Genomic DNA, 22,325 nt, shown 5'->3' with positions numbered 1-22,325 from the left:
GAAGGGCTGGCCCATTTGCTGTACCGGCTCAGGCACCGATCCTCCGTACGGAGCCCCGGATCGACGAGCCCAGCCTGCTACAACGGGCGAAGCGCCGGTTCCTTCTGCACCACCCCGAGGAGACGGTCCAGCGCCATCTCCACGTCTTCCTTCCAGGAGAGCGTCGTACGCAGCTCCAGCCTCAGACGCGGGTATGCGGGGTGGGGCCGCACCGTCTTGAAGCCCACCGCCAGAAGATGGTCCGCCGGCAGCACACAGGCCGGTTCTCTCCAGCGCGCGTCCCCGAAAGCCTCGATCGCCTTGAAGCCCCGGCGGATCAGATCCTTGGCGACCGTCTGGACCATCACGCGGCCCAGTCCCTGGCCCTGATAGCCCGGCAGGATGAACGCGGTCATCAGCTGGACGGCGTCCGGTGAGACCGGGCTCGTGGGGAACGCGGTAGCGCGGGGGACATACGCCGGGGGCGCGTACAGCACGAAGCCGACCGGTACATCGTCCACATAGACCACACGGCCGCAAGATCCCCATTCCAGCAACACAGCGGAGATCCACGACTCCTTCTCCAGCTCGGACGTTCCCGCCTTTACCGCGGCTTCCCCAGTGACTGGGTCAAGCTCCCAGAAGACGCACGCCCGACAGCGCTGGGGAAGATCTGGAAGGTTGTCCAGCGTGAGCGGTACGAGCCGACGCCCCATGAAGGATGTTCCTCGCTTCCTTCGCCCGCGGCGCCGCGGGCGGCAGTCAGAGCGCTTCGCTCCCTGAGCAGGCTACCGACGAACCCGCCGACCGCCCCAAGGCCCAGGCCCGCGGTCACCAGTCCGGTACGGCTCACGCCTTGCATGGCCCCCGCCTCCCCGATGAAGGTGCCCAGGTGAATACGCCGTACCTGATCGCATCGTATCCACGATGCGATTCCATCGATACCGTCAGAAAGCAAAGAGCGGGCCGTGTTCCGGTACACACCGGACATGACCCGCTCTTATGGACGGTCGATCAGCGGACTCGCGATCTCCCGGCCCGTAATGCTCAGTCCTCCGTGTCCTCCGCGTCGCCGTCCAGCAGGCTCCTCTGCAGAACAGGCCCCTCACCCGGAGCCAGAGAACCGAGGATCCGCTCGAGGTCGTCCATCGAGGCGAACTCGACGGTGATCTTCCCCTTCTTCTGTCCCAGGTCCACCTTCACTCGCGTCTCGAAGCGGTCCGAGAGACGCGTGGCGAGATCACTGAGCGCCGGGGAGAGCCGGGCACCGGCCCGCGGTCCCTTGGAGCGCGTAGCCGTCTGGGGACGGGATCCCATCAGGGTGACGATCTCCTCGACGGCCCGCACCGACAGCCCTTCGGCCACGATGCGGTGGGCCAGCCGGTCCTGCTCCTCCGAGTCAGCGACGGAGAGCAGGGCCCGCGCGTGCCCGGCCGAGAGAACTCCGGCGGCGACACGGCGCTGGACCGCCGGCGAGAGCTTCAGCAGACGCAGGGTGTTGGAGACCTGCGGACGAGACCGCCCGATACGGTCCGCCAGCTGGTCGTGCGTGCAGTTGAAGTCCTGGAGCAGCTGGTCGTAGGCGGCCGCTTCTTCCAGTGGGTTCAGCTGGGCGCGGTGCAGGTTCTCCAGCAGAGCGTCCAGGAGGAGCTTCTCGTCCTCGGTGGCGCGCACGATCGCCGGAATGGCGTCGAGCCCGGCTTCACGGCAGGCCCGGAAGCGTCGCTCGCCCATGATGAGCTCGTAGCGGGTCGGCCCTACCTGGCGCACGACGACGGGCTGGAGAAGCCCGACCTCCTTGATGGAGGTGACGAGCTCCGACAGAGCGTCCTCGTCGAAGACCTCACGGGGCTGACGCGGGTTGGGAGTGATGTAGTCGAGCGGCAGCTCGGCGAAGTGCGCACCGACCGGCGCGGCGGGCATCTCCGGCGCTCCGCTCGACGAGGGATCATCGCCCTCCTGTGAAACAGGCGGCAGCGTGGCCACCGTCGCCCCCGCCACTCCGCGCTCCGCGGTGAGCAGAGGCGCGCTCGCCGGTGTGGTGGAGAGCCCGCCAATCGCCGGGGACACCACCCTGTCTCCTGTCGGAGCCGCGGGGATCAGTGCGCCGAGGCCCCGCCCCAGCCCTCGTCGTCGCTCGCTCACTGGATCCCCTCCACAAGGTTCTGACTGTTCTGTGCGCCCAGATGGGCGTTCTGCGCGTCGTACGCCACACCGACTCCTCGGAGGGCGATTTCTCGTGCGGCCTCAAGATACGAGAGGGCACCACTTGATCCTGGATCGTAGGTCAGGACCGTCTGCCCGTAGCTGGGGGCCTCGGAGATACGGACCGAACGAGGAATGCTCGTCCGCAGCACCTCCTCACCGAAGTGGCTGCGCACCTCTTCCGCGACCTGGGACGCCAGACGGGTCCGGCCGTCGTACATGGTGAGAAGGATCGTGGAGACATGTAGGTCGGGGTTGAGGTGCCCCCGCACCAGATCGACGTTGCGCAGGAGCTGCCCGAGCCCTTCCAGCGCGTAGTACTCGCACTGGATGGGGATGAGGACCTCAGCACCCGCGACCAACGCGTTGACCGTCAGGAGACCGAGCGACGGCGGGCAGTCGATGAGGATGTAGTCCAGCGGCTGCTCATAGGCCTGGATCGCTCGTTCCAGCCGGCTCTCACGCGCCACCAGGGACACCAGCTCGATCTCTGCGCCGGCGAGATCGATCGTGGCAGGGGCGCAGAAGAGTCCCTCCACGTCGGGGACCGGCTGGACGACCTCGGAGAGTGGTCTGCTGTCGATCAGGACGTCGTAGATGGAAGGAACCTCGGCATGGTGATCGATCCCCAGCGCGGTGGAGGCATTGCCCTGAGGGTCGAGGTCGATCACGAGGACCCGACCGCCGTGCAGGGCCAGCGAGGCGGCAAGGTTGACCGTGGTGGTGGTCTTACCCACCCCGCCCTTCTGGTTGGCGACCACCATGACGCGGGTCTGCTCGGGCCGGGGCAGACCCTCGCCGGCGCGACCTAGCGCCTCCACTGCCAATTGGGCAGCACGACCGATGGGAGTGTCGTCCATCGGAGGCGGTGTTTCACGTGAAACATCCGCCCCCATCGACTCGGTACGGGGACCGGGGACCGGATCGGTCATCGGTCCCGCGATGTTGGCGTCGGACCGCAAGGATTCACTCTCCTCGACTTCAGGCTCGCAATGAACAGAGCCTCCCATGCCTTCGGGGTCGTGAACCAGCGAGGCCCGTGCTTCTGTGGAGAAATCCACCTCTGTGGACACCTCCACCCCCTCTCGGAGTGAACCGAGAGGCTGCCGGTCGCGGGGTTCGGCCGCGGCCCGGCCCCTACTGATGATGCCGTGCAACAGTGAGCGACGTTTCACGTGAAACACGATGCAAGGCCGCCACGGCCACGACCGCGCGACACTCCGAGTGACATGGTGGGGCAGCTGTGTGGAGTACGGCTCGTCGTCAGGACGGGTCAGCCGCAGTGACTAAATGATCCCGGCTCCGTCATGCGGAGCCGGGAGTCGACATCGACCGACCTCGTGGGATCGACCAGCCTCGTGGGGTCAACGTCGGCGGCGTGTTCGCCCGGTGCGGGCCGCCTTGGCCCGCTTGGCCGCGAAGCGCACACCGCCGGGGCTCTCGCCGACCTCGACGCGCACGACGGTGGAGAGTGGATCAACCACTCCCTCACCGACGTGGAGGACGGAGGTCTTCACCGCGCCGAGCTTGCTGAGTGCCGTTGTGGCGCTCTTCAGCTCCTCCTCCGCGGTGTCGCCCTTCAGGGCGAGCATCTCCCCGTACGGACGCAGCAGGGGGATCCCCCAGGTCGCCAGGCGGTCCAGGGGCGCCACCGCACGCGCGGTCACCACGTGGACGGGAGGAAGCTTGCCCATGACCTCCTCGGCCCGGCCACGGACCACGGTCACATGGTCGAGTCCGAGAAGTTCCACGACCTCGGTCAGGAAGTTCGTGCGCCGCAGCAACGGCTCAAGGAGCGTGATCTTGATGTCCTCACGGACCAGCGCCAGCGGAATTCCGGGCAGTCCGGCGCCCGAGCCGACATCGCACACCATCACGCCCTCGGGTACGACCTCAGAGAGCACCGCGCAGTTCAGCAGGTGCCGCTCCCACAGGCGGGGCACTTCACGCGGGCCGATCAGACCCCGCTGCACTCCGGCCTCGGCCAGGAGCTCCGCGTACCGGACCGCGTCCGCGAAGCGATCACCGAATACCTCGCGCGCCTGCTCGGGCGCGGGAGGAAGCTCCGCTGCCTCCGTCACGGGGGACCGTCCTTCCGTACCGCATAAGCGCACTGAGCGCTGAACACCAGGACTATCAGGAACCACAGCTGTCAGGACCACCACAGCTGTCGGGGACTACCAGGCTGACAAAACTCGGCCCCGCCTGCTCAACAGACGGGGCCGGAGAAACGTACGTACCGATCAGGCGGGAAGAACGACGACGAAGCGCTCCGGCTCCTCGCCCTCGGACTCGCTGCGCAGCCCCGCAGCCTTCACCGCATCGTGGACCACCTTGCGCTCGAAAGGCGTCATCGGCTTCATCTTCACCGGCTCGCCGGAGCTCTTGACCTCGGCCGCGGCCTTGGCGCCGAGCTCGGAAAGCTCCTCGCGCTTCTTGGCCCGGTAGCCCGCGATGTCCAGCATCAGCCGGCTGCGGTCCCCCGTCTCACGGTGGACAGCCAGGCGCGTGAGCTCCTGGAGGGCCTCGAGCACCTCGCCGTCACGGCCGACGAGCTTCTGCAGATCGCGGCCGGAGACGTCGCTGATGATCGAGACAGCGGCGCGGTCGGCCTCGACGTCCATGTCGATGTCGCCGTCGAGGTCGGCGATGTCCAGCAGACCCTCGAGGTAGTCCGCCGCGATCTCGCCTTCCTGCTCAAGGCGGGTCAGGGTGTCGCCCTCGCTGGCGGCGGAGATGGTGCCTTCCGTCACGGGATGGACTCCTTCTTACTTCTTGGACGGGGACTTGGGCCGCTGTGGACCCTTGCGCTGTCCGGACTGGGCTTTGCTGCGGGTACCGGTGCCCGGCTTGCTGCCGCCGCCTGCCGGCTTGGGGGCGGCCTTGGCGTCCTGCGGCTCGTCGGACTTGATCAACGAGGTCTTCGGCTCGGACTCGTCCGCCGCCGTCTTCGCAGCAGGGGTGACCGTGCCCGACTGGCGCTGGGACTTGGACTGACGCTTCGGCTGCTGGCGCTTGGGAGCGCCGCCGCCGGTCGTGATCGTGGTGCCGTCCTCGGTCTCGACGACCGTCGAGCTCTCGCCCTTCATCACGAGGCCGTCGGGCTGGGCGACGAGGCCCGCCTTGGTCAGACCGTTGATGAACTTGCGCTCGAACTCGTTGCGGTCGCGGCCCTTGCCGACGATCGTCTTGATGATCGTCTTCTCGCGCCGGTTACGGGTCTTGCCGTGGTGCGTGACGTGCTTCTGCAGGCGCTCCAGGTACGCGGCCTGAGCCTTGGAGCCCGGAGTCGGGTTGTTGCGGATCACGTACATCTGCTGGCCCATGGTCCACACGTTGGTGGTCAGCCAGTAGACGAGGACACCGACCGGGAAGTTGATGCCGAAGACGGCGAACATGACCGGGAAGACGTACATCAGCATCTTCTGCTGCTGCATGAAGGGCGTCTTCACCGTGGTGTCGACGTTCTTCGTCATCAGCTGACGCTGGGTGTAGAACTGCGATCCCGACATCAGCACGATCATGATCGCGGTGACGATACGGACGTCCGTGATCTGGGCGCCGAGCTGGCCGACCTTGTCGGCGCTGTCGGTGAACTTCGCGGCGAGCGGGGCACCGAAGATGTGCGCGTTACGGGCGCTGGCGAGCAGCCGATCGTCGATGACGCCGATCGTCTTGCCCGTCGCGATGCCGTTGAGCACGTGGTACAGGGCGAAGAAGAACGGGGACTGCGCCAGGATGGGAAGGCACGAGGAGAGCGGGTTGGTACCCGACTCCTTGTACAGCTTCATCATCTCTTCGGACTGACGCTGCTTGTCGTTCTTGTAGCGCTCCTGGATCTTCTTCATCTCGGGCTGCAGCGTCTGCATGGCCCGAGTGGCCTTGATCTGCTTCACGAAGAGCGGGATCAGGCAGATACGGATCAGAATCACCAGGGACACGATGGACAGGCCCCAGGCCCAGCCCGTGTCGGGACCGAAGATGGCCCCGTACACGGAGTGGAACTGAACGATGACCCAGGAAACGGGTGTCGTGATGAAGCTGAAAAAACCGGCAATCGTGTCCACTAATCAAGCTCCTTGAGCATGGGACGGAGTCTCGGCGGCCGGGCCCGGGGTAGTGGTCTCCCCGGTGGCCGGTTCGGCGGCGGAGGTTCCGCCCTTGCGTGCGCGCCAGGCATTGCGCACCATCTCGTGCCACCGCGGACGCTTGCGCGGCGGGACATGGTCCACACCGCCCAGCGACCACGGATTGCACCGGAGGATGCGCCAGGCGGTGAGTGCCGTTCCCTTGATCGCACCATGCCGGTCGATGGCCTGGTAGCCGTAGTGGGAGCACGACGGGTAGTACTTGCACACCGGCCCCAGCAGCGGGCTGATCGTCCACTGGTACAGCTTGATGAGAGCCAGCAGCGGGTACTTCATCGCGCGCCCCCTCCCAGCAGCCGCTGAAGAGCGGCATCCAGGTCTTGGGCCAGCTGTTCATGGTCGGCGTCGCCCGCACCGGGCAACGCTCGTACGACTACCAGGCTACCGGGGGCCAGCAGGCCGACCCGGTCGCGCATCAGATGGCGAAGCCTGCGCTTCACCACGTTGCGTACGACGGCCCCGCCCACGGCTTTGCTCACGACGAAACCCGCACGCGCCGGGGGAGCGCTCTCCCCAGGCGCGTGCGGGTCCGTTGCACCGCTACGAAGGTGGACGACGAGGAGCGGGCGTCCGGCCCGGCGTCCTCGGCGTACCGCGGTCGCGAAGTCCTCGCGCCGCCTCAGCCGATGCTCGGTAGGCAGCACGTCATGACCTGTAAATGATCAGGCGGACAGGCTCGCGCGACCCTTGCCACGGCGGTTCGCGAGAATCGCGCGGCCGGCACGGGTGCGCATCCGCAGGCGGAAGCCGTGGGTCTTGGCGCGACGACGGTTGTTCGGCTGGAAGGTGCGCTTGCTCACTCGGGGGCTCCAGAAAGAATCGGTGATGGCGGGGTGCCGTCCTGGCTGTCACCGTGCGCCCACGAGTAGCTCGTATTACGCCCGAGTGCACCGCTTCCCGATCACTTTTCGCGATCTGTGCCCATCGGAGGCAGGCGGCAGCAGCCATCGACAACTCGACCTGGTTACGGTACGCGCGGCTGCGCCATCCGGTCAAACCAGCACCTGGCGAGAGACACTGTCCACAGGCTGGGGACAACAACTTGAACCACAGCGGTCGCCCTGACTACCGTGGCTGAACTCCGATTCGTTCCCTTCCCCCCGCCCCAGCGGTTTTGTTCCCCGTCCCACCCGACTGACTTCCCAACCTGTTCCCAGAACCACACGTTCGTGGGACCCGTGAGAGAGCGTGCCCTGTGGCTGACGTACCTGCCGATCTTGCCGCAGTGTGGCCACGCGTACTGGAACAACTCCTCGGTGAGGGCCGCGGGCAGGGTGTCGAGGTGAAGGACGAGCACTGGATCAAGCGGTGCCAGCCCCTGGCACTGGTCGCGGACACCGCCCTGCTCGCCGTACCGAACGAGTTTGCGAAGGGCGTTCTGGAAGGACGTCTGGCGCCGATCGTCAGCGAGACGCTGAGCCGTGAGTGCGGGCGCCCGATCCGTATCGCGATCACCGTCGACGACTCGGCCGGCGAGCCCCCGCCGCCTCCCGTCCAGCCCCGGTACGACGAGCCCGAGTCCTCCTCGGGCCCGGGCCAGGGCCGCGACGCGTACGACGGCCCCAGCGGCGAGGACCGCAACTCCTACGGCGGCCAGGTCCGCGACGAGCGCACCGGCTACGACAGCCAGGGGCGCGACGACCGCAACGGCTACGACCCGGGGCGTGAGGACCGCAACGGCTACGACGCGCAGCGCCGCGAAGGCTACGAGGGGTACGGCCGCCACCGCGCCGACGACCGGCGTGAGGACCGCCGGGAGGACCGGCGAGAAGATCACCGCGGCGACCACCGGGGCGACCACCGCTCGGGCCGCTCCGACCAGCTGCCCGGCGCTCCCGGCGACCAGCTGCCGCCCGGCCGCTCCGACCAGCTGCCGACCGCGCGCCCCGCGTACCCGGACTACCAGCGTCCGGAGCCCGGCGCCTGGCCCCGGCACGGTCAGGACGACTACGGCTGGCAGCAGCAGCGCCTCGGCTTCCCGGAGCGGGACCCGTACGCCTCGCCGTCGCAGGACTACCGACCGCAGTCGATGGACCGCCCGCCCTACGAGCAGCAGCGCCAGGACTACGACCAGCCGCGCTCCGACTACGACCAGCGTCCCGACCGCCGCGACCTCCAGGACCCGTCCTCGGGCGGTGGCCCCCTGCACCGCGGCGGCCCCTCGCTGCCGAGCTCCGGCGGCGCTCCCGGTCCGCTGGCCGCCAAGCCCGCGCCGGCGTCGGGCCCGGGTGAGCCCACCGCGCGCCTCAATCCGAAGTACCTCTTCGACACCTTCGTCATCGGCGCCTCGAACCGCTTCGCGCACGCCGCCGCGGTCGCCGTCGCGGAGGCGCCGGCGAAGGCGTACAACCCCCTCTTCATCTACGGGGAGTCGGGCCTCGGCAAGACGCACCTGCTGCACGCCATCGGGCACTACGCCCGCAGCCTCTATCCGGGCACCCGTGTGCGGTACGTGAGTTCCGAGGAGTTCACCAACGAGTTCATCAACTCCATCCGCGACGGCAAGGGCGACAGCTTCCGCAAGCGCTACCGCGAGATGGACATCCTGCTGGTCGACGACATCCAGTTCCTCGCGGACAAGGAGTCGACGCAGGAGGAGTTCTTCCACACCTTCAACACGCTCCACAACGCGAACAAGCAGATCGTGCTCTCCAGCGACCGGCCGCCCAAGCAGCTGGTGACGCTGGAGGACCGGCTGCGGAACCGCTTCGAGTGGGGACTGATCACGGACGTCCAGCCCCCCGAGCTGGAGACGCGTATCGCGATCCTCCGCAAGAAGGCGGTCCAGGAGCAGCTCAACGCCCCGCCGGAGGTCCTGGAGTTCATCGCCTCGCGGATCTCGCGCAACATCCGCGAGCTGGAGGGCGCGCTGATCCGGGTGACGGCGTTCGCCTCGCTCAACCGGCAGCCGGTGGACCTCGGTCTGACGGAGATCGTCCTGAAGGACCTCATCCCGGGCGGCGAGGACTCGGCCCCGGAGATCACCGCGACCGCGATCATGGCGGCCACCGCCGACTACTTCGGTCTGACGGTGGACGACCTGTGCGGGTCCTCGCGCAGCCGCGTCCTGGTGACGGCACGCCAGATCGCCATGTACCTGTGCCGTGAGCTGACGGACCTGTCGCTGCCGAAGATCGGTGCCCAGTTCGGCGGCCGCGACCACACGACCGTCATGCACGCCGACCGCAAGATCCGCGCGCTGATGGCCGAGCGCCGCTCGATCTACAACCAGGTCACCGAACTCACCAACCGCATCAAGAACGGCTGACGGACGCGGCGGTACGCCGGCCACGGCGCCCCGGGACACGTTCCCGCGGGCGCCTTCCGTCTCTCCGGGCGGCCCCGGTGGGCTCGGTGGCGTCGCTCTCTCCGCCGTTCCCTCGGGGGTCCCGGGCGTCGCCGCAGGTCCCCACGTCGCCCCCTCCCCACGGGCGTACCTCCGCGCCGGCGTCCCCAGGCACTCGGCTCAGCGCGCCTCCAGGCCGCCTCTCCGCGCCTCCCGGCCCCGCTCCTCGGCCCGGCTCCTCGGCCTCCGTGCCCCGTCGAGGCCCCACGGCTCCTCCGCCACGCGTGTGGGTCCGGCTGCGCCCCACGCGCCCGGGAGCACCGCCCGGCACGCTCGGGAGGGCCGTCCAGGCCCCCTCCGAGGCCCTTCTCCTCCGCGTTCGGGAGCCGTACGACGTCGTTCAGCCGTCATGCCCTCGGCACCATCTGTTCGAATACGCGCAGGGTTACGGCCACTCTCCACAGATTCGGTGACTTTCTGGCGTCCACACCCTGGGGACCGCGAAGTTGTCCCGATCGTGTCCACAGGGCGTCCGCTCGTAGGACCATCAACCCAGGTCAGCCCCCTGTGGATTCGTGGACGAACGCTCTCCACAGCCTGTGGACAAATAAATGGTCCACAGGGCGTGCGGGGAGTTGTCCACCGGCAACCCACAGGCCGACGCCTGTTGTCCCCAGTGAATCCCAGCTTCTCCACACCCCTGTCCACTGTTCGGCAACGAGGCGCACCCTCTCACCGTGTCGAGTGAAAGGCGTCACACCAAGGTGCCAGGTTGGGCTGTGGGGAACGTGGGTAAAGCTGGGGACGGCGCTGGGGAGAAGTGGCCCGAGCCTGTGCATCGTGTGTGCAGAACTTTTCGCCGTCCACAGAGACCCCTGGTTATCCACTGCCTCCACCCACAGGGTCGGTGGACAAAAAATCCAGGCTGACCTGCGAAAACACGGTTATCCACCGTTTCCACAGGGCCTACTACTAAGACCAACTAGAGAGAGCCTGGGAACCGTTTCGAAGTGGGGGCTGTGCACAACTTGCTCCCGGAGCCTCCGCTGCCGCTCGGCACGACTTGACCCCGAGGGGCACCGACTGTCAGTGCGGTGCGTCAGACTGTTCCCCGGTGTCCTTCCCCGACGGGGTCGAAAGACACCGAGTCAGACGACGAAGGCCAGCAGGGCGAGAGCGCCGGCAACAGACGGAGGCGGCAACGGTGAAGATCCGGGTGGAACGCGACGTACTCGCGGAGGCAGTGGCCTGGGCGGCTCGCAGCCTCCCGGCCCGTCCGCCGGCGCCTGTGCTCGCCGGCCTCCTTCTGAAGGCCGAGGAGGGCGCCCTGAGCCTCTCCAGCTTCGACTACGAGGTCTCGGCGCGGGTCTCCGTGGACGCGGAGGTCGAGGAGGAGGGCACGGTCCTGGTCTCCGGCCGCCTGCTCGCGGACATCTGCCGCGCCCTCCCCAACCGGCCGGTGGAGATCTCCACAGACGGTGTACGGGCGACCGTGGTCTGTGGATCCTCCCGGTTCACGCTCCACACCCTGCCGGTGGAGGAGTACCCGGCACTGCCGCAGATGCCGTCGGCGACGGGCACCGTCCCGGGCGAGGTCTTCGCCTCGGCCGCCGCGCAGGTGGCCATCGCCGCCGGGCGCGACGACACGCTTCCCGTCCTCACCGGTGTGCGGATCGAGATCGAGGGCGACACCGTCACCCTGGCCTCCACCGACCGCTACCGCTTCGCGGTCCGCGAGTTCCTGTGGAAGCCGGAGAACCCCGAGGCGTCCGCGGTGGCCCTGGTGCCCGCCAAGACGCTCCTGGACACCGCCAAGGCCCTCACGAGCGGCGACAGCGTGATCCTGGCGCTCTCCGGCTCCGGCGCGGGCGAGGGCCTCATCGGCTTCGAGGGCGCCGGACGGCGTACGACCACCCGGCTGCTCGAGGGCGACCTCCCGAAGTACCGCTCGCTGTTCCCGACGGAGTTCAACTCCATCGCCGTCATCGAGACCGCCCCCTTCGTGGAGGCCGTCAAGCGTGTGGCCCTGGTCGCCGAGCGCAACACCCCGGTGCGGCTGAGCTTCGAGCAGGGCGTGCTGATCCTGGAGGCCGGATCCAGCGACGACGCACAGGCTGTGGAGAGGGTCGACGCGCAGTTGGAGGGCGACGACGTCTCGATCGCCTTCAACCCGACGTTCCTGCTCGACGGCCTGAGCGCCATCGACTCCCCGGTCGCGCAGCTCTCGTTCACGACGTCCACGAAGCCCGCGCTGCTGAGCGGCAAGCCCGCCGTGGACGCCGAGGCGGACGAGGCCTACAAGTACCTGATCATGCCGGTGCGCCTGTCCGGCTGAGGCCCTGAGCCCGCCGGGCCGACCCGGCCGGCGGGCGAATGCGCAGGTGGGACGTACGCCTGAGCGGCTATGCCCACAGGTGTGCGTGAGCGTCCGGGTTTAGGCTCGGACACAGGTACGAAAGTGCCCTCACGCCACGTCGCAAACCTAAGGAACAACTGATGGAGCTCGGTCTCGTCGGCCTCGGCAAGATGGGCGGCAACATGCGCGAGCGGATCCGCCGCGCAGGCCACACCGTCATCGGATACGACCGCAACCCGGAACTCGCCGATGTCCACAGCCTCGAAGAACTCGTCGGCGCGCTCGAAGCCCCCCGTGTGGTGTGGGTGATGGTGCCGGCCGGCGCCGCGACCCAGTCCACCGTCGACCAGCTCGGCGACCTGCTGGAGCCCGGCGACACCGTCGTCGACGGCGGCAACTCCCGCTGGACCGACGACGAGAAGCACGCCGAAGAACTCGCCGCCAAGGGCATCGGCTTCGTCGACGCCGGCGTCTCCGGCGGCGTCTGGGGCCTGCAGAACGGCTACGCCCTCATGGTCGGCGGCGACACCGAGAACGTCGCCAGGGTCCAGCCCGTCTTCGACGCCCTCAAGCCCGAGGGCGACGCCGGCTTCGTCCACGCCGGCAAGGTCGGCGCCGGCCACTTCTCCAAGATGGTCCACAACGGCATCGAGTACGCCATGATGCAGGCCTACGCTGAGGGCTGGGAACTCCTGGAGAAGGTGCACTCCGTCACCGACGTCCGCGAGGTCTTCCGTTCCTGGCAGGAAGGCACCGTCATCCGGTCCTGGCTGCTGGACCTGGCCGTCAACGCCCTCGACGACGACGAGCACCTCGACAAACTCCGCGGCTACGCGGACGACTCCGGCGAAGGCCGCTGGACCGTCGAAGCCGCCATCGACAACGCCGTACCCCTCCCCGCCATCACCGCGTCCCTCTTCGCCCGCTTCGCCTCCCGCCAGGACGACTCACCCCAGATGAAGATGATCGCCGCACTGCGCAACCAGTTCGGCGGCCACGCCGTCGAGCAGAAGTAATCCACAGATCCACATCCGCATCCACAGATCCACCGGCCGAGAGGCCGGGGATCAGCGTCTTTGGGGGAGGTCGGCGAACGACCATGCACGTCACGCATCTGTCGCTGGCCGACTTCCGCTCCTACGCCCGGGTCGAGGTCCCGCTCGACCCGGGCGTCACCGCGTTCGTGGGCCCCAACGGACAGGGCAAGACGAACCTGGTCGAGGCGGTCGGCTATCTCGCGAGCCTCGGCAGCCACCGTGTCTCCTCCGACGCGCCCCTGGTGCGGATGGGCGCGGAGCGGGCGGTCATCCGCGCCAACGTCAGACAGGGCGAGCGCCAGCAGCTCATCGAACTCGAACTGAATCCCGGCCGCGCCAACCGCGCCCGCGTCAACAGGTCCTCGCAGGTCAGGCCCCGTGACGTGCTCGGCATCGTCCGGACGGTGCTGTTCGCGCCCGAGGACCTCGCGCTGGTCAAGGGCGACCCGGGCGAGCGGCGGCGCTTCCTCGACGAACTGATCACCGCCCGTTTCCCGCGGATGGCGGGCGTCCGCTCCGACTACGACCGGGTCCTCAAGCAGCGCAACACCCTCCTGAAGTCGGCCGCGCTGGCCCGCCGCCACGGCGGCCGCACCATGGACCTCTCCACGCTCGACGTGTGGGACGAACACCTCGCGCGGGTGGGCGCCGAACTGCTCGCCCAGCGGCTCGACCTGGTCGCCGCGGTCCAGCCGCTGGCCGACAAGGCGTACGAACAGCTGGCGCCCGGCGGGGGCCCCGTCGCCCTGGAGTACAAGCCCTCCTCGGCCGTCCTCACCGGCCACACCCGCGAGGAGCTGTACGAACAGCTGATGGCGGCCCTCGCGGAGTCCCGCAAGCCGGAGATCGAACGGGGCGTCACCCTGGTGGGCCCGCACCGGGACGAGCTGCTGCTCAAGCTGGGCGAGCTGCCGGCGAAGGGATACGCGTCGCACGGCGAGTCCTGGTCGTACGCGCTGGCGCTGCGACTGGCCTCGTACGACCTTCTGAGGGCCGAGGGCAACGAGCCGGTCCTGGTCCTCGACGACGTCTTCGCCGAGCTGGACAGCCGCAGGAGGGAGCGTCTCGCGGAACTCGTGGCTCCCGGCGAGCAGGTCCTCGTGACGGCGGCGGTCGACGACGACGTGCCGGGCGTCCTGGCGGGGACGCGCTACGCCGTCTCGGAGGGCACGGTGGAGCGGGTATGACGGAGAACACACCACGGATCCCGGGGCCGTCCGCTCCGTCCGGCGAAGCCGCCCGGAAGACCCCCGAGCCGACCGGCGTCGACCTCGCGCGCGTCGCGCTGCGCGCCGCGAAGGAGCAGGCACGCGCGCGTGGGGACGCGGCACAGCAGAAGAAGCAGGCCAGGCGCGGCGGCCTGCGCTCCGGCGCGCGCGCCGACGGGCGCGACCCGATGGCGCTGGGAGCCGCGATCAACCGGCTGCTCACCGAGCGCGGCTGGGAGACGCCGGCCGCGGTGGGCGGGGTGATGGGGCGCTGGCCGCAGATCGTCGGCGACGACCTGGCCAAGCACTGCGTTCCGCTCAGGTACGACGACGATCCGGCCGAGCGGGTGCTGACCGTGCAGTGCGACTCGACCGCCTGGGCCACCCAGCTGCGGCTGCTCGCCCCGCAGCTGGTCGCACGGCTGAACCAGGACCTCGGGCACGGCACGGTGAGGCTGATCAAGGTGCAGGGCCCGGGTGGTCCCGCGCGCCGGTTCGGGCCCCTGCGCGCCCCCGGGAGCACGGGTCCGGGCGACACCTACGGGTGACCGCCGCCCGCGCGAACCGGCCGCCGGACGCGCGCGTTCGCGGTGGGTACGGGCAACCGCACGCGGTTGCGAACACCGACCTGACTCCACAGTAGCGAAGGGTTGACACCCGGAAGCGCTGAGTGCCGCTGTGAGCCTCTTTGGGCCCGGGTCCGTATATGGGGAGTCGGGAGAGACCGGTTCAGGGCGGCACATGCGGACTCAGGTACCGGCAAACCCCCATCACTGTCGGCGCTACCGGTAGACTGGAAGCTAATCCCGCCCCACTTGTGGGGACCGTCCGGGAGAAGCTGAGCAACGCTGATCAAGGCTTACCAACGCAACGTGCCGCAGCCGCTCCGGCAACCCGCCGACGAGCCTGGTTTGTGCTGTGCCAGAAAGGGCGCTTCGTGGCCGATTCCGGCAACCCCAACGAGAACATCCCGTCCACCGACGCAGGCGCCGTCGCCGGGGCCACCGCCTCGAACGGCGAGGTCACGGCCTCGTACGACGCCAGTGCCATCACCGTCCTCGAGGGTCTGGACGCGGTCCGCAAGCGACCCGGCATGTACATCGGCTCGACCGGTGAGCGCGGACTCCACCACCTCGTGTACGAGGTCGTCGACAACTCCGTCGACGAGGCGCTGGCCGGCCACGCGGACACGATCGACGTCACGATCCTCCCCGACGGGGGCGTGCGCGTGATCGACAACGGCCGCGGCATCCCGGTGGACATCGTTCCGTCCGAGAACAAGCCGGCCATCGAGGTCGTGCTGACCGTGCTGCACGCGGGCGGCAAGTTCGGCGGCGGCGGCTACGCCGTCTCCGGCGGGCTGCACGGTGTCGGCGTGTCCGTCGTGAACGCGCTGTCCAGCAAGGTCTCGGTCGAGGTCAGGCGCGACGGCCACCGCTGGACGCAGGACTACAAGCTGGGCGTCCCCACGGCCCCGCTGGCACGCAACGAGGAGACGGACGAGTCCGGCACGACGGTCACCTTCTGGGCCGATCCGGATGTCTTCGAGACCACGGAGTACTCCTTCGAGACGCTCTCGCGGCGCTTCCAGGAGATGGCGTTCCTCAACAAGGGTTTGACGATCAAACTCACTGATGAGCGCGAGTCCGCGAAGGCCACGGCGGGTGCCGACGAGGCCGGGGCGGACGAGAAGGCCGAGGTCAAGACCGTCACGTACCACTACGAAGGCGGCATCGTCGACTTCGTGAAGTACCTGAACTCCCGTAAGGGAGACGTGGTCCACGAGACCGTCATCGACATCGAGGCCGAGGACAAGGAGCGCATGCTCTCCCTCGAGGTCGCGATGCAGTGGAACACCGGTTACAGCGAGGGCGTGTACTCCTTCGCCAACACCATCCACACCCACGAGGGCGGTACGCACGAGGAGGGCTTCCGCGCGGCGCTCACCGGTCTCATCAACCGGTACGCGCGCGACAAGAAGCTGCTGCGCGAGAAGGACGACAACCTCACGGGCGACGACATCCGCGAGGGTCTGACCGCGATCATCTCGGTCAAGCTCGGTGAGCCCCAGTTCGAGGGCCAGACCAAGACCAAGCTGGGCAACACCGAGGCGAAGACCTTCGTGCAGAAGGTCGTGCACGAGCACCTCACGGACTGGCTGGACCGCAATCCGAACGAGGCCGCGGACATCATCCGCAAGTCCATCCAGGCGGCCACCGCGCGCGTGGCGGCCCGCAAGGCCCGTGACCTCACCCGTCGCAAGGGCCTCCTGGAGACGGCGTCCCTGCCGGGCAAGCTCTCCGACTGCCAGTCGAACGACCCCACCAAGTGCGAGATCTTCATCGTCGAGGGCGACTCGGCCGGCGGCTCCGCCAAGTCCGGCCGCAACCCGCAGTACCAGGCGATCCTCCCGATCCGCGGAAAGATCCTCAACGTCGAGAAGGCGCGGATCGACAAGATCCTGCAGAACCAGGAGATCCAGGCGCTGATCTCGGCCTTCGGTACCGGGGTCCACGAGGACTTCGACATCGCGAAGCTCCGCTATCACAAGATCATCCTGATGGCGGACGCCGACGTCGACGGCCAGCACATCAACACGCTGCTGCTGACCTTCCTGTTCCGCTTCCTGCGGCCCCTGGTCGAGGCCGGGCACGTGTTCCTGTCGCGCCCGCCTCTCTACAAGATCAAGTGGGGCCGGGACGACTTCGAGTACGCGTACTCGGACCGTGAGCGCGACGCGCTGACGGAGCTCGGCCGCCAAGCGGGCAAGCGCGTCCGGGAGGACTCGATCCAGCGCTTCAAGGGCCTCGGTGAGATGAACGCCGAGGAGCTGCGCATCACGACCATGGACCAGGAGCACCGCGTCCTCGGCCAGGTCACGCTGGACGACGCCGCCCAGGCCGACGACCTGTTCTCGGTCCTGATGGGCGAGGACGTCGAGGCGCGCCGCGCCTTCATCCAGCGCAACGCCAAGGACGTCCGCTTCCTCGACATCTGAGTCGGTCTCAGCTGACCGCAGCAGAAAGGATCTTCACCAGCAATGGCCGACGAGAACACTTCGAGTACGCCTGAAGAAGGCGCCGAGATGGTCCTCCGTGTAGAGCCCGTCGGGCTCGAGACGGAGATGCAGCGCTCGTACCTCGACTACGCGATGTCCGTCATCGTGTCCCGCGCCCTGCCCGACGTACGGGACGGTCTCAAGCCCGTCCACCGCCGCGTCCTGTACGCCATGTACGACGGCGGCTACCGGCCCGAGAAGGGCTTCTACAAGTGCGCCCGTGTCGTCGGTGACGTCATGGGTACGTACCACCCGCACGGCGACTCCTCGATCTACGACGCGCTGGTCCGTCTCGCGCAGCCGTGGTCGATGCGGATGCCGCTGGTGGACTCCAACGGAAACTTCGGCTCTCCGGGCAACGACCCCGCCGCCGCCATGCGCTACACCGAGTGCAAGATGGCGCCGTTGTCCATGGAGATGGTCCGTGACATCGACGAGGAGACCGTCGACTTCACGGACAACTACGACGGCCGCAACCAGGAGCCGACGGTTCTGCCGGCCCGGTTCCCGAACCTGCTGATCAACGGCTCGGCGGGCATCGCGGTCGGTATGGCCACCAACATCCCGCCGCACAACCTCCGCGAGGTCGCGGCCGGCGCCCAGTGGTACCTCGAGAACCCCGAGGCGAGCCACGAGGAGCTGCTCGACGCCCTGATCGAGCGCATCAAGGGCCCCGATTTCCCGACCGGCGCCCTGGTGGTGGGCCGGAAGGGCATCGAGGAGGCGTACCGCACGGGCCGTGGGTCCATCACGATGCGCGCGGTCGTCGAGGTCGAGGAGATCCAGAACCGCCAGTGCCTGGTGGTCACCGAGCTCCCGTACCAGACCAACCCCGACAACCTCGCGCAGAAGATCGCCGACCTGGTGAAGGACGGCAAGGTCGGCGGCATCGCCGACGTCCGCGACGAGACCAGTTCGCGCACGGGCCAGCGGCTCGTGATCGTGCTCAAGAGGGACGCGGTCGCCAAGGTCGTCCTGAACAACCTCTACAAGCACACCGATCTGCAGTCGAACTTCGGCGCCAACATGCTGGCGCTGGTCGACGGCGTCCCGCGCACGCTGTCGCTCGACGCGTTCATCCGGCACTGGGTGGCGCACCAGATCGAGGTCATCGTCCGCCGGACGAAGTTCCGGCTGCGCAAGGCCGAGGAGCGTGCGCACATCCTGCGCGGCCTCCTGAAGGCCCTGGACGCCATCGACGAGGTCATCGCGCTGATCCGGCGCAGTGACACCGTGGAGATCGCCCGAGAGGGCCTGATGGCCCTCCTGGAGATCGACGAGATCCAGGCGAACGCCATCCTCGAGATGCAGCTGCGCCGACTGGCCGCCCTGGAGCGTCAGAAGATCGTCCAGGAGCACGACGAGCTCCAGGCGAAGATCACCGAGTACAACGCGATCCTGGCTTCGCCGGTGCGTCAGCGCGGCATCATCAGCGAGGAACTCGCGGCGATCGTCGAGAAGTTCGGCGAGGACCGCCGTTCCAAGCTGGTGCCCTTCGACGGGGACATGTCCATCGAGGACCTGATCGCCGAAGAGGACATCGTCGTCACCATCACGCGGGGCGGCTACATCAAGCGCACCAAGACCGAGGACTACCGGTCGCAGAAGCGGGGCGGCAAGGGCGTACGCGGCGCGAAGCTGAAGCAGGACGACATCGTCGACCACTTCTTCGTCTCGACGACGCACCACTGGCTGCTGTTCTTCACGAACAAGGGCCGCGTCTACCGGGCGAAGGCGTACGAGCTCCCGGACGCGGGCCGTGACGCCCGCGGGCAGCACGTCGCGAACCTGCTGGCCTTCCAGCCGGACGAGGCGATCGCCGAGATCCTCGCGATCCGCGACTACGAGGCGGTGCCCTATCTGGTCCTGGCGACCAAGGGCGGCCTGGTGAAGAAGACGCCACTGAAGGATTACGATTCCCCGCGCTCGGGCGGCGTCATCGCCATCAATCTCCGGGAGACGGAGGACGGTTCCGATGACGAACTGATCGGAGCCGAACTCGTCTCGGCCGAGGATGATCTGCTTCTGATCAGCAAGAAGGCCCAGTCGATCAGGTTCACTGCAACGGATGACGCATTGCGACCGATGGGCCGTGCGACCTCGGGCGTCAAGGGCATGAGTTTCCGCGAGGGGGACCAACTGCTCTCGATGAATGTTGTTCGACCCGGTACGTTCGTGTTCACTGCCACAGACGGTGGGTACGCGAAGCGCACCGCCGTCGACGAGTACCGCGTCCAGGGTCGCGGCGGCCTCGGTATCAAGGCCGCCAAGATCGTCGAGGACCGTGGCTCACTCGTCGGCGCGCTGGTGGTCGAGGAGACCGACGAGATCCTCGCCATCACCCTGTCCGGCGGTGTGATTCGTACGCGAGTCAACGAGGTCAGGGAGACGGGCCGTGACACCATGGGCGTCCAACTGATCAACCTGGGCAAGCGCGATGCCGTGGTCGGCATCGCACGTAACGCCGAGGCCGGTCGTGAGGCCGAGGAAGTCGACGGCGAGGGCGCCGATGACGAGACGGCCGAGGACATCGAGGCCGTCGGTACGGACGAGGACGAGCAGTCCTCGTCCGAGTAGCGCGAGGAGTGAGTCATCGTGAGCGGAGCCACGGGCGCCGGACCGACCGGTACGGATACGGACGGCGGCCGTGGCTCCGCCACGGACTCGACTGACTCCCATGACACTCATGGATCCCAGGGGGGAACTGTGACGGACACCCGAGGTTCGCAGGGCCAGCAGTACGCGGCCGGAGCGGGCCCCGCGGCTCCGGGCGGACCGGCCGCGGCCGGTCCTGCCACGACCAAGGCGGCGCCGGGCGCCGCGCCCGCGGCTCCCGCGGCCGCCGGACCGACCGCTCCGGCGGGCGCCTCCGCGCTGCCGGGGGAGCGGCAACCGCAGCAGCCCTCGCAGCCGTATCACCCGCCGCAGGCGTACGCGGCGCAGACACCGTCAGGCTCCGTGCGCCGGCCGCGGACGGGGGCGCGCACCACTCCGCGTACCCGCAAGGCGCGGCTGCGGGTGGCCAAGACCGACCCGTGGTCGGTGATGAAGGTCAGCTTCCTGCTCTCCATCGCGCTCGGCATCTGCACGGTCGTGGCGGCGGCGGTGCTGTGGATGGTCATGGACGCCATGGGCGTCTTCTCGACGGTCGGCGGCACGATCTCCGAGGCGACGGGGTCGAACGAGTCGAACGGTTTCGACCTGCAGTCGTTCCTCTCCCTGCCGAACGTCCTGCTCTTCACGTCGATCATCGCGGTCATCGACGTCGTGCTCGCCACGGCGCTCGCGACGCTCGGATCGTTCATCTACAACCTCTCCGCGGGCTTCGTCGGCGGCATCGAGCTGACCCTCGCCGAGGACGAATAACAGCGGCGTCCGAGCCTCCGCCAGGGGCCCGGGATACCGATTTTGGGACTGGCCGCGTCGTGCGCTAATCTTCAGAGGTCAGCGCGCGGGACACACACCGCAAAGCGCGGCGGGGCTATAGCTCAGTTGGTTAGAGCGCATCCCTGATAAGGATGAGGCCACAGGTTCAAATCCTGTTAGCCCCACAGTACGAAGACCCCCGACCATTCGTGGTCGGGGGTCTTCGGCGTTCGGCGTCCGTCAGGGCGCTTCCGTTGTCTGCCGAAGGATTCCGACCACCGCGTCGTGCGCGGGAGCGGCCGTCGTGCCGGGCTTCCGGACGACCGCCGTGCCGGATACCGGGCCGGGCACGCAGGGCAGGGCGGGGCGGGCAATGACGGGCGCGGGGTGCCGGGGCCGCGCACGGACGGCACGGCACGACAGGGGACGCCGGTCGGCGGATACGGACGGGCGCGTGCCGGGCCGAGCAGCGCGTGCCGGGGCGAGCGGCCCGCGTCGGCCCGTGTCGGCGCCCGTGAGGGCGTGCGGAGCGGTGCGGGACTCCCTGGACCGCACGGATTCCCCACCGGTGTCCGCACAGGAGAAAGCCCGGCAGCTCTTTCGAGGTGCCGGGCCTTTGATTCCGGGTGTGGCGGTGTACGCAAGTTCGCCGCTACGTCGGGCAGGAGGGGCAGGGTCGGTGGGGTGGTGCGGTGCGCGTCAGCGCAGGAGGGGCGCCTCGCCGTGCTGGAGGGACGTATCGAGGTCGGCCGCGACATCGGGGGCGCACTGGGCGGTGAGGCCGCTCGTCTCGGCGTCGAACCGCGGGCGGTGACGGCAACTGGGTGAGGAGCCGTGGGCCTCGGCGCGGATACGTTGCTTCATCGTGGGAGGCAGGGCCCGACTGTAGGACGCTGTCCACGGGGCCGTCGCCGGCACCGTCACGGGGGCCACGCTCTCGTGCGTCGCTCCGGTCTGCGGTACGGCCGCGGCCGCGGTGGTCGTGATGAAACCGAGCGTCGTGCAGAGCGCCAGGAAGGCGGTCACGAGGACGGTCCACAGCTTCATGACCTTGTTCTGGGTCATGGCCCCTCACTTTCGGGTCAGGCGATTTGCGTACTTTCCTCATGATGTGTAAGCAGCCCGCGAAGTGGTGGACCGACGCTCGTGGCGCGTTGATGTTCCGATGAACACCACCCGTATGGGCGCAAGGCGTATCGGAAGCGCTGAAAACGGCACGAAAAGGCAGGGAAGGGTCACCGTGTGTGAGGTGTGATCACCGTGAGATCGGTGCGGTCACGCCCCGTCCTACTGCTCATCGGCAGAGGGGAGTTGGGGGTCGACGCAGGTCACCGATCGATATCGGTCGGTGTGTATAGTCGGGCGCCAGAGGTCCCCTACGTCAAGAAAGACGAGGTCGCGCGGTGAAGAAGCTTCTCCTGGTCGCACTGGCCGCCATCGGCGGACTCCTCGTGTACCGCCAGATCCAGGCGGATCGCGCCGAGCAGGATCTGTGGACGGAGGCGACTGACTCCGTACCCACGGGTTCGTGAGTACCGACACCAGTCTCAGAACAGACCCCGGCCGCCTCGCGGTCGGGGTTTTGTGTTTCCCGGACCCGTCGGCCGACACCCGTCAGTCGTTCGCTTCCGCACATGAACCGATTGCGGGAGTGAAGCCATCCCTTCTACGGACACGTGGTT

At 68.3% G+C, this 22,325-nt stretch carries 19 protein-coding genes and 1 tRNA gene; 10 read left to right on the top strand and 10 right to left on the bottom strand.

Annotated features, from left to right (window positions below; translation table 11 throughout):
- Positions 1-77 precede the first annotated feature (77 nt).
- From GFH48_RS20400 to rpmH, 9 genes are all read right to left on the bottom strand, one after another.
- Positions 78-695, bottom strand: coding sequence for a GNAT family N-acetyltransferase (locus tag GFH48_RS20400; RefSeq protein ID WP_153289626.1), 618 nt, complete (start codon positions 693-695; stop codon positions 78-80).
- 331 nt (positions 696-1,026) lie between these two features.
- Entirely contained in the window at positions 1,027-2,124 is a 1,098-nt protein-coding gene (locus GFH48_RS20395) for a ParB/RepB/Spo0J family partition protein (RefSeq protein WP_153289625.1), read from the bottom strand.
- On the bottom strand, positions 2,121-3,194 hold the full coding sequence (locus GFH48_RS20390) for a ParA family protein (RefSeq protein WP_153293026.1): 1,074 nt from the start codon (positions 3,192-3,194) through the stop codon (positions 2,121-2,123). Before GFH48_RS20390 ends, GFH48_RS20395 begins: the two co-directional genes overlap by 4 nt.
- Before the next feature lie 354 nt (positions 3,195-3,548).
- Complete coding sequence (gene rsmG / locus GFH48_RS20385; protein ID WP_153289624.1) at positions 3,549-4,265, bottom strand: 16S rRNA (guanine(527)-N(7))-methyltransferase RsmG; 717 nt, start codon at positions 4,263-4,265, stop codon at positions 3,549-3,551.
- A gap of 162 nt (positions 4,266-4,427) precedes the next feature.
- Positions 4,428-4,937, bottom strand: coding sequence for a Jag family protein (locus GFH48_RS20380; protein ID WP_153289623.1), 510 nt, complete (start codon positions 4,935-4,937; stop codon positions 4,428-4,430).
- 15 nt (positions 4,938-4,952) lie between these two features.
- Positions 4,953-6,251 carry a membrane protein insertase YidC gene (yidC, locus tag GFH48_RS20375; protein WP_153289622.1) on the bottom strand — a complete coding sequence of 433 codons (1,299 nt, stop codon included), beginning with the start codon at positions 6,249-6,251 and terminating at the stop codon, positions 4,953-4,955.
- 3 nt (positions 6,252-6,254) lie between these two features.
- Positions 6,255-6,608, bottom strand: a complete 354-nt coding sequence (gene yidD, locus GFH48_RS20370; RefSeq protein ID WP_153289621.1) for a membrane protein insertion efficiency factor YidD — start codon at positions 6,606-6,608, stop codon at positions 6,255-6,257.
- On the bottom strand, positions 6,605-6,976 hold the full coding sequence (gene rnpA, locus GFH48_RS20365; protein WP_153289620.1) for a ribonuclease P protein component: 372 nt from the start codon (positions 6,974-6,976) through the stop codon (positions 6,605-6,607). Before rnpA ends, yidD begins: the two co-directional genes overlap by 4 nt.
- 18 nt (positions 6,977-6,994) lie before the next feature.
- Positions 6,995-7,132, bottom strand: coding sequence for a 50S ribosomal protein L34 (gene rpmH / locus GFH48_RS20360; RefSeq protein WP_006381191.1), 138 nt, complete (start codon positions 7,130-7,132; stop codon positions 6,995-6,997).
- A gap of 395 nt (positions 7,133-7,527) precedes the next feature.
- Between rpmH and dnaA the strand changes: the two genes are divergently transcribed.
- From dnaA to GFH48_RS20315, 9 genes are all read left to right on the top strand, one after another.
- On the top strand, positions 7,528-9,600 hold the full coding sequence (gene dnaA / locus GFH48_RS20355; RefSeq protein WP_153289619.1) for a chromosomal replication initiator protein DnaA: 2,073 nt from the start codon (positions 7,528-7,530) through the stop codon (positions 9,598-9,600).
- 1,222 nt (positions 9,601-10,822) lie between these two features.
- Positions 10,823-11,953, top strand: a complete 1,131-nt coding sequence (gene dnaN / locus GFH48_RS20350) for a DNA polymerase III subunit beta (protein ID WP_153289618.1) — start codon at positions 10,823-10,825, stop codon at positions 11,951-11,953.
- A 161-nt stretch (positions 11,954-12,114) separates the two neighbouring features.
- Positions 12,115-12,990 (top strand): phosphogluconate dehydrogenase (NAD(+)-dependent, decarboxylating), encoded by an 876-nt coding sequence (gnd, locus tag GFH48_RS20345; protein WP_153289617.1) that lies wholly within the window; start codon positions 12,115-12,117, stop codon positions 12,988-12,990.
- 83 nt (positions 12,991-13,073) lie between these two features.
- Complete coding sequence (gene recF / locus GFH48_RS20340) at positions 13,074-14,198, top strand: DNA replication/repair protein RecF (RefSeq protein ID WP_153289616.1); 1,125 nt, start codon at positions 13,074-13,076, stop codon at positions 14,196-14,198.
- Positions 14,195-14,767, top strand: a complete 573-nt coding sequence (locus GFH48_RS20335; protein WP_194280627.1) for a DUF721 domain-containing protein — start codon at positions 14,195-14,197, stop codon at positions 14,765-14,767. Before recF ends, GFH48_RS20335 begins: the two co-directional genes overlap by 4 nt.
- 365 nt (positions 14,768-15,132) lie before the next feature.
- Positions 15,133-17,217, top strand: coding sequence for a DNA topoisomerase (ATP-hydrolyzing) subunit B (gyrB, locus tag GFH48_RS20330; protein ID WP_153289615.1), 2,085 nt, complete (start codon positions 15,133-15,135; stop codon positions 17,215-17,217).
- Between the two features lie 42 nt (positions 17,218-17,259).
- On the top strand, positions 17,260-19,854 hold the full coding sequence (gene gyrA, locus GFH48_RS20325; protein ID WP_153289614.1) for a DNA gyrase subunit A: 2,595 nt from the start codon (positions 17,260-17,262) through the stop codon (positions 19,852-19,854).
- A gap of 18 nt (positions 19,855-19,872) precedes the next feature.
- Entirely contained in the window at positions 19,873-20,643 is a 771-nt protein-coding gene (locus GFH48_RS20320) for a DUF3566 domain-containing protein (protein ID WP_153289613.1), read from the top strand.
- 111 nt (positions 20,644-20,754) lie between these two features.
- A tRNA-Ile gene (locus tag GFH48_RS20315) sits at positions 20,755-20,828 on the top strand.
- 514 nt (positions 20,829-21,342) lie between these two features.
- On the opposite strand, the gene GFH48_RS20310 is transcribed toward GFH48_RS20315, so the two are convergent.
- Positions 21,343-21,708, bottom strand: coding sequence for a DUF6344 domain-containing protein (locus tag GFH48_RS20310; RefSeq protein WP_228120750.1), 366 nt, complete (start codon positions 21,706-21,708; stop codon positions 21,343-21,345).
- 338 nt (positions 21,709-22,046) lie between these two features.
- Here GFH48_RS20310 and GFH48_RS39245 point away from each other — a divergent pair, with 338 nt between their 5' ends.
- Entirely contained in the window at positions 22,047-22,175 is a 129-nt protein-coding gene (locus GFH48_RS39245) for a DLW-39 family protein (protein WP_003999697.1), read from the top strand.
- Positions 22,176-22,325 lie beyond the last annotated feature (150 nt).

The sequence above is a fragment of the Streptomyces fagopyri genome (genome assembly GCF_009498275.1).
In the GTDB taxonomy this organism is placed as follows: domain Bacteria; phylum Actinomycetota; class Actinomycetes; order Streptomycetales; family Streptomycetaceae; genus Streptomyces; species Streptomyces fagopyri.
This window is presented reverse-complemented; position numbering and strand designations above follow the sequence as displayed.

What these genes read in the sequence shown, in the direction of transcription:
- GFH48_RS20400 (WP_153289626.1), bottom strand. Translation starts at nt 695, where the DNA reads ATGGGGCGTCGGCTCGTACCGCTCACGCTGGACAACCTTCCAGATCTT.
- GFH48_RS20390 (WP_153293026.1), bottom strand. Translation starts at nt 3,194, where the DNA reads ATGGGAGGCTCTGTTCATTGCGAGCCTGAAGTCGAGGAGAGTGAATCC.
- yidD (WP_153289621.1), bottom strand. Translation starts at nt 6,608, where the DNA reads ATGAAGTACCCGCTGCTGGCTCTCATCAAGCTGTACCAGTGGACGATC.
- gnd (WP_153289617.1), top strand. Translation starts at nt 12,115, where the DNA reads ATGGAGCTCGGTCTCGTCGGCCTCGGCAAGATGGGCGGCAACATGCGC.
- recF (WP_153289616.1), top strand. Translation starts at nt 13,074, where the DNA reads ATGCACGTCACGCATCTGTCGCTGGCCGACTTCCGCTCCTACGCCCGG.
- GFH48_RS20335 (WP_194280627.1), top strand. Translation starts at nt 14,195, where the DNA reads ATGACGGAGAACACACCACGGATCCCGGGGCCGTCCGCTCCGTCCGGC.
- gyrA (WP_153289614.1), top strand. Translation starts at nt 17,260, where the DNA reads ATGGCCGACGAGAACACTTCGAGTACGCCTGAAGAAGGCGCCGAGATG.
- GFH48_RS20310 (WP_228120750.1), bottom strand. Translation starts at nt 21,708, where the DNA reads ATGACCCAGAACAAGGTCATGAAGCTGTGGACCGTCCTCGTGACCGCC.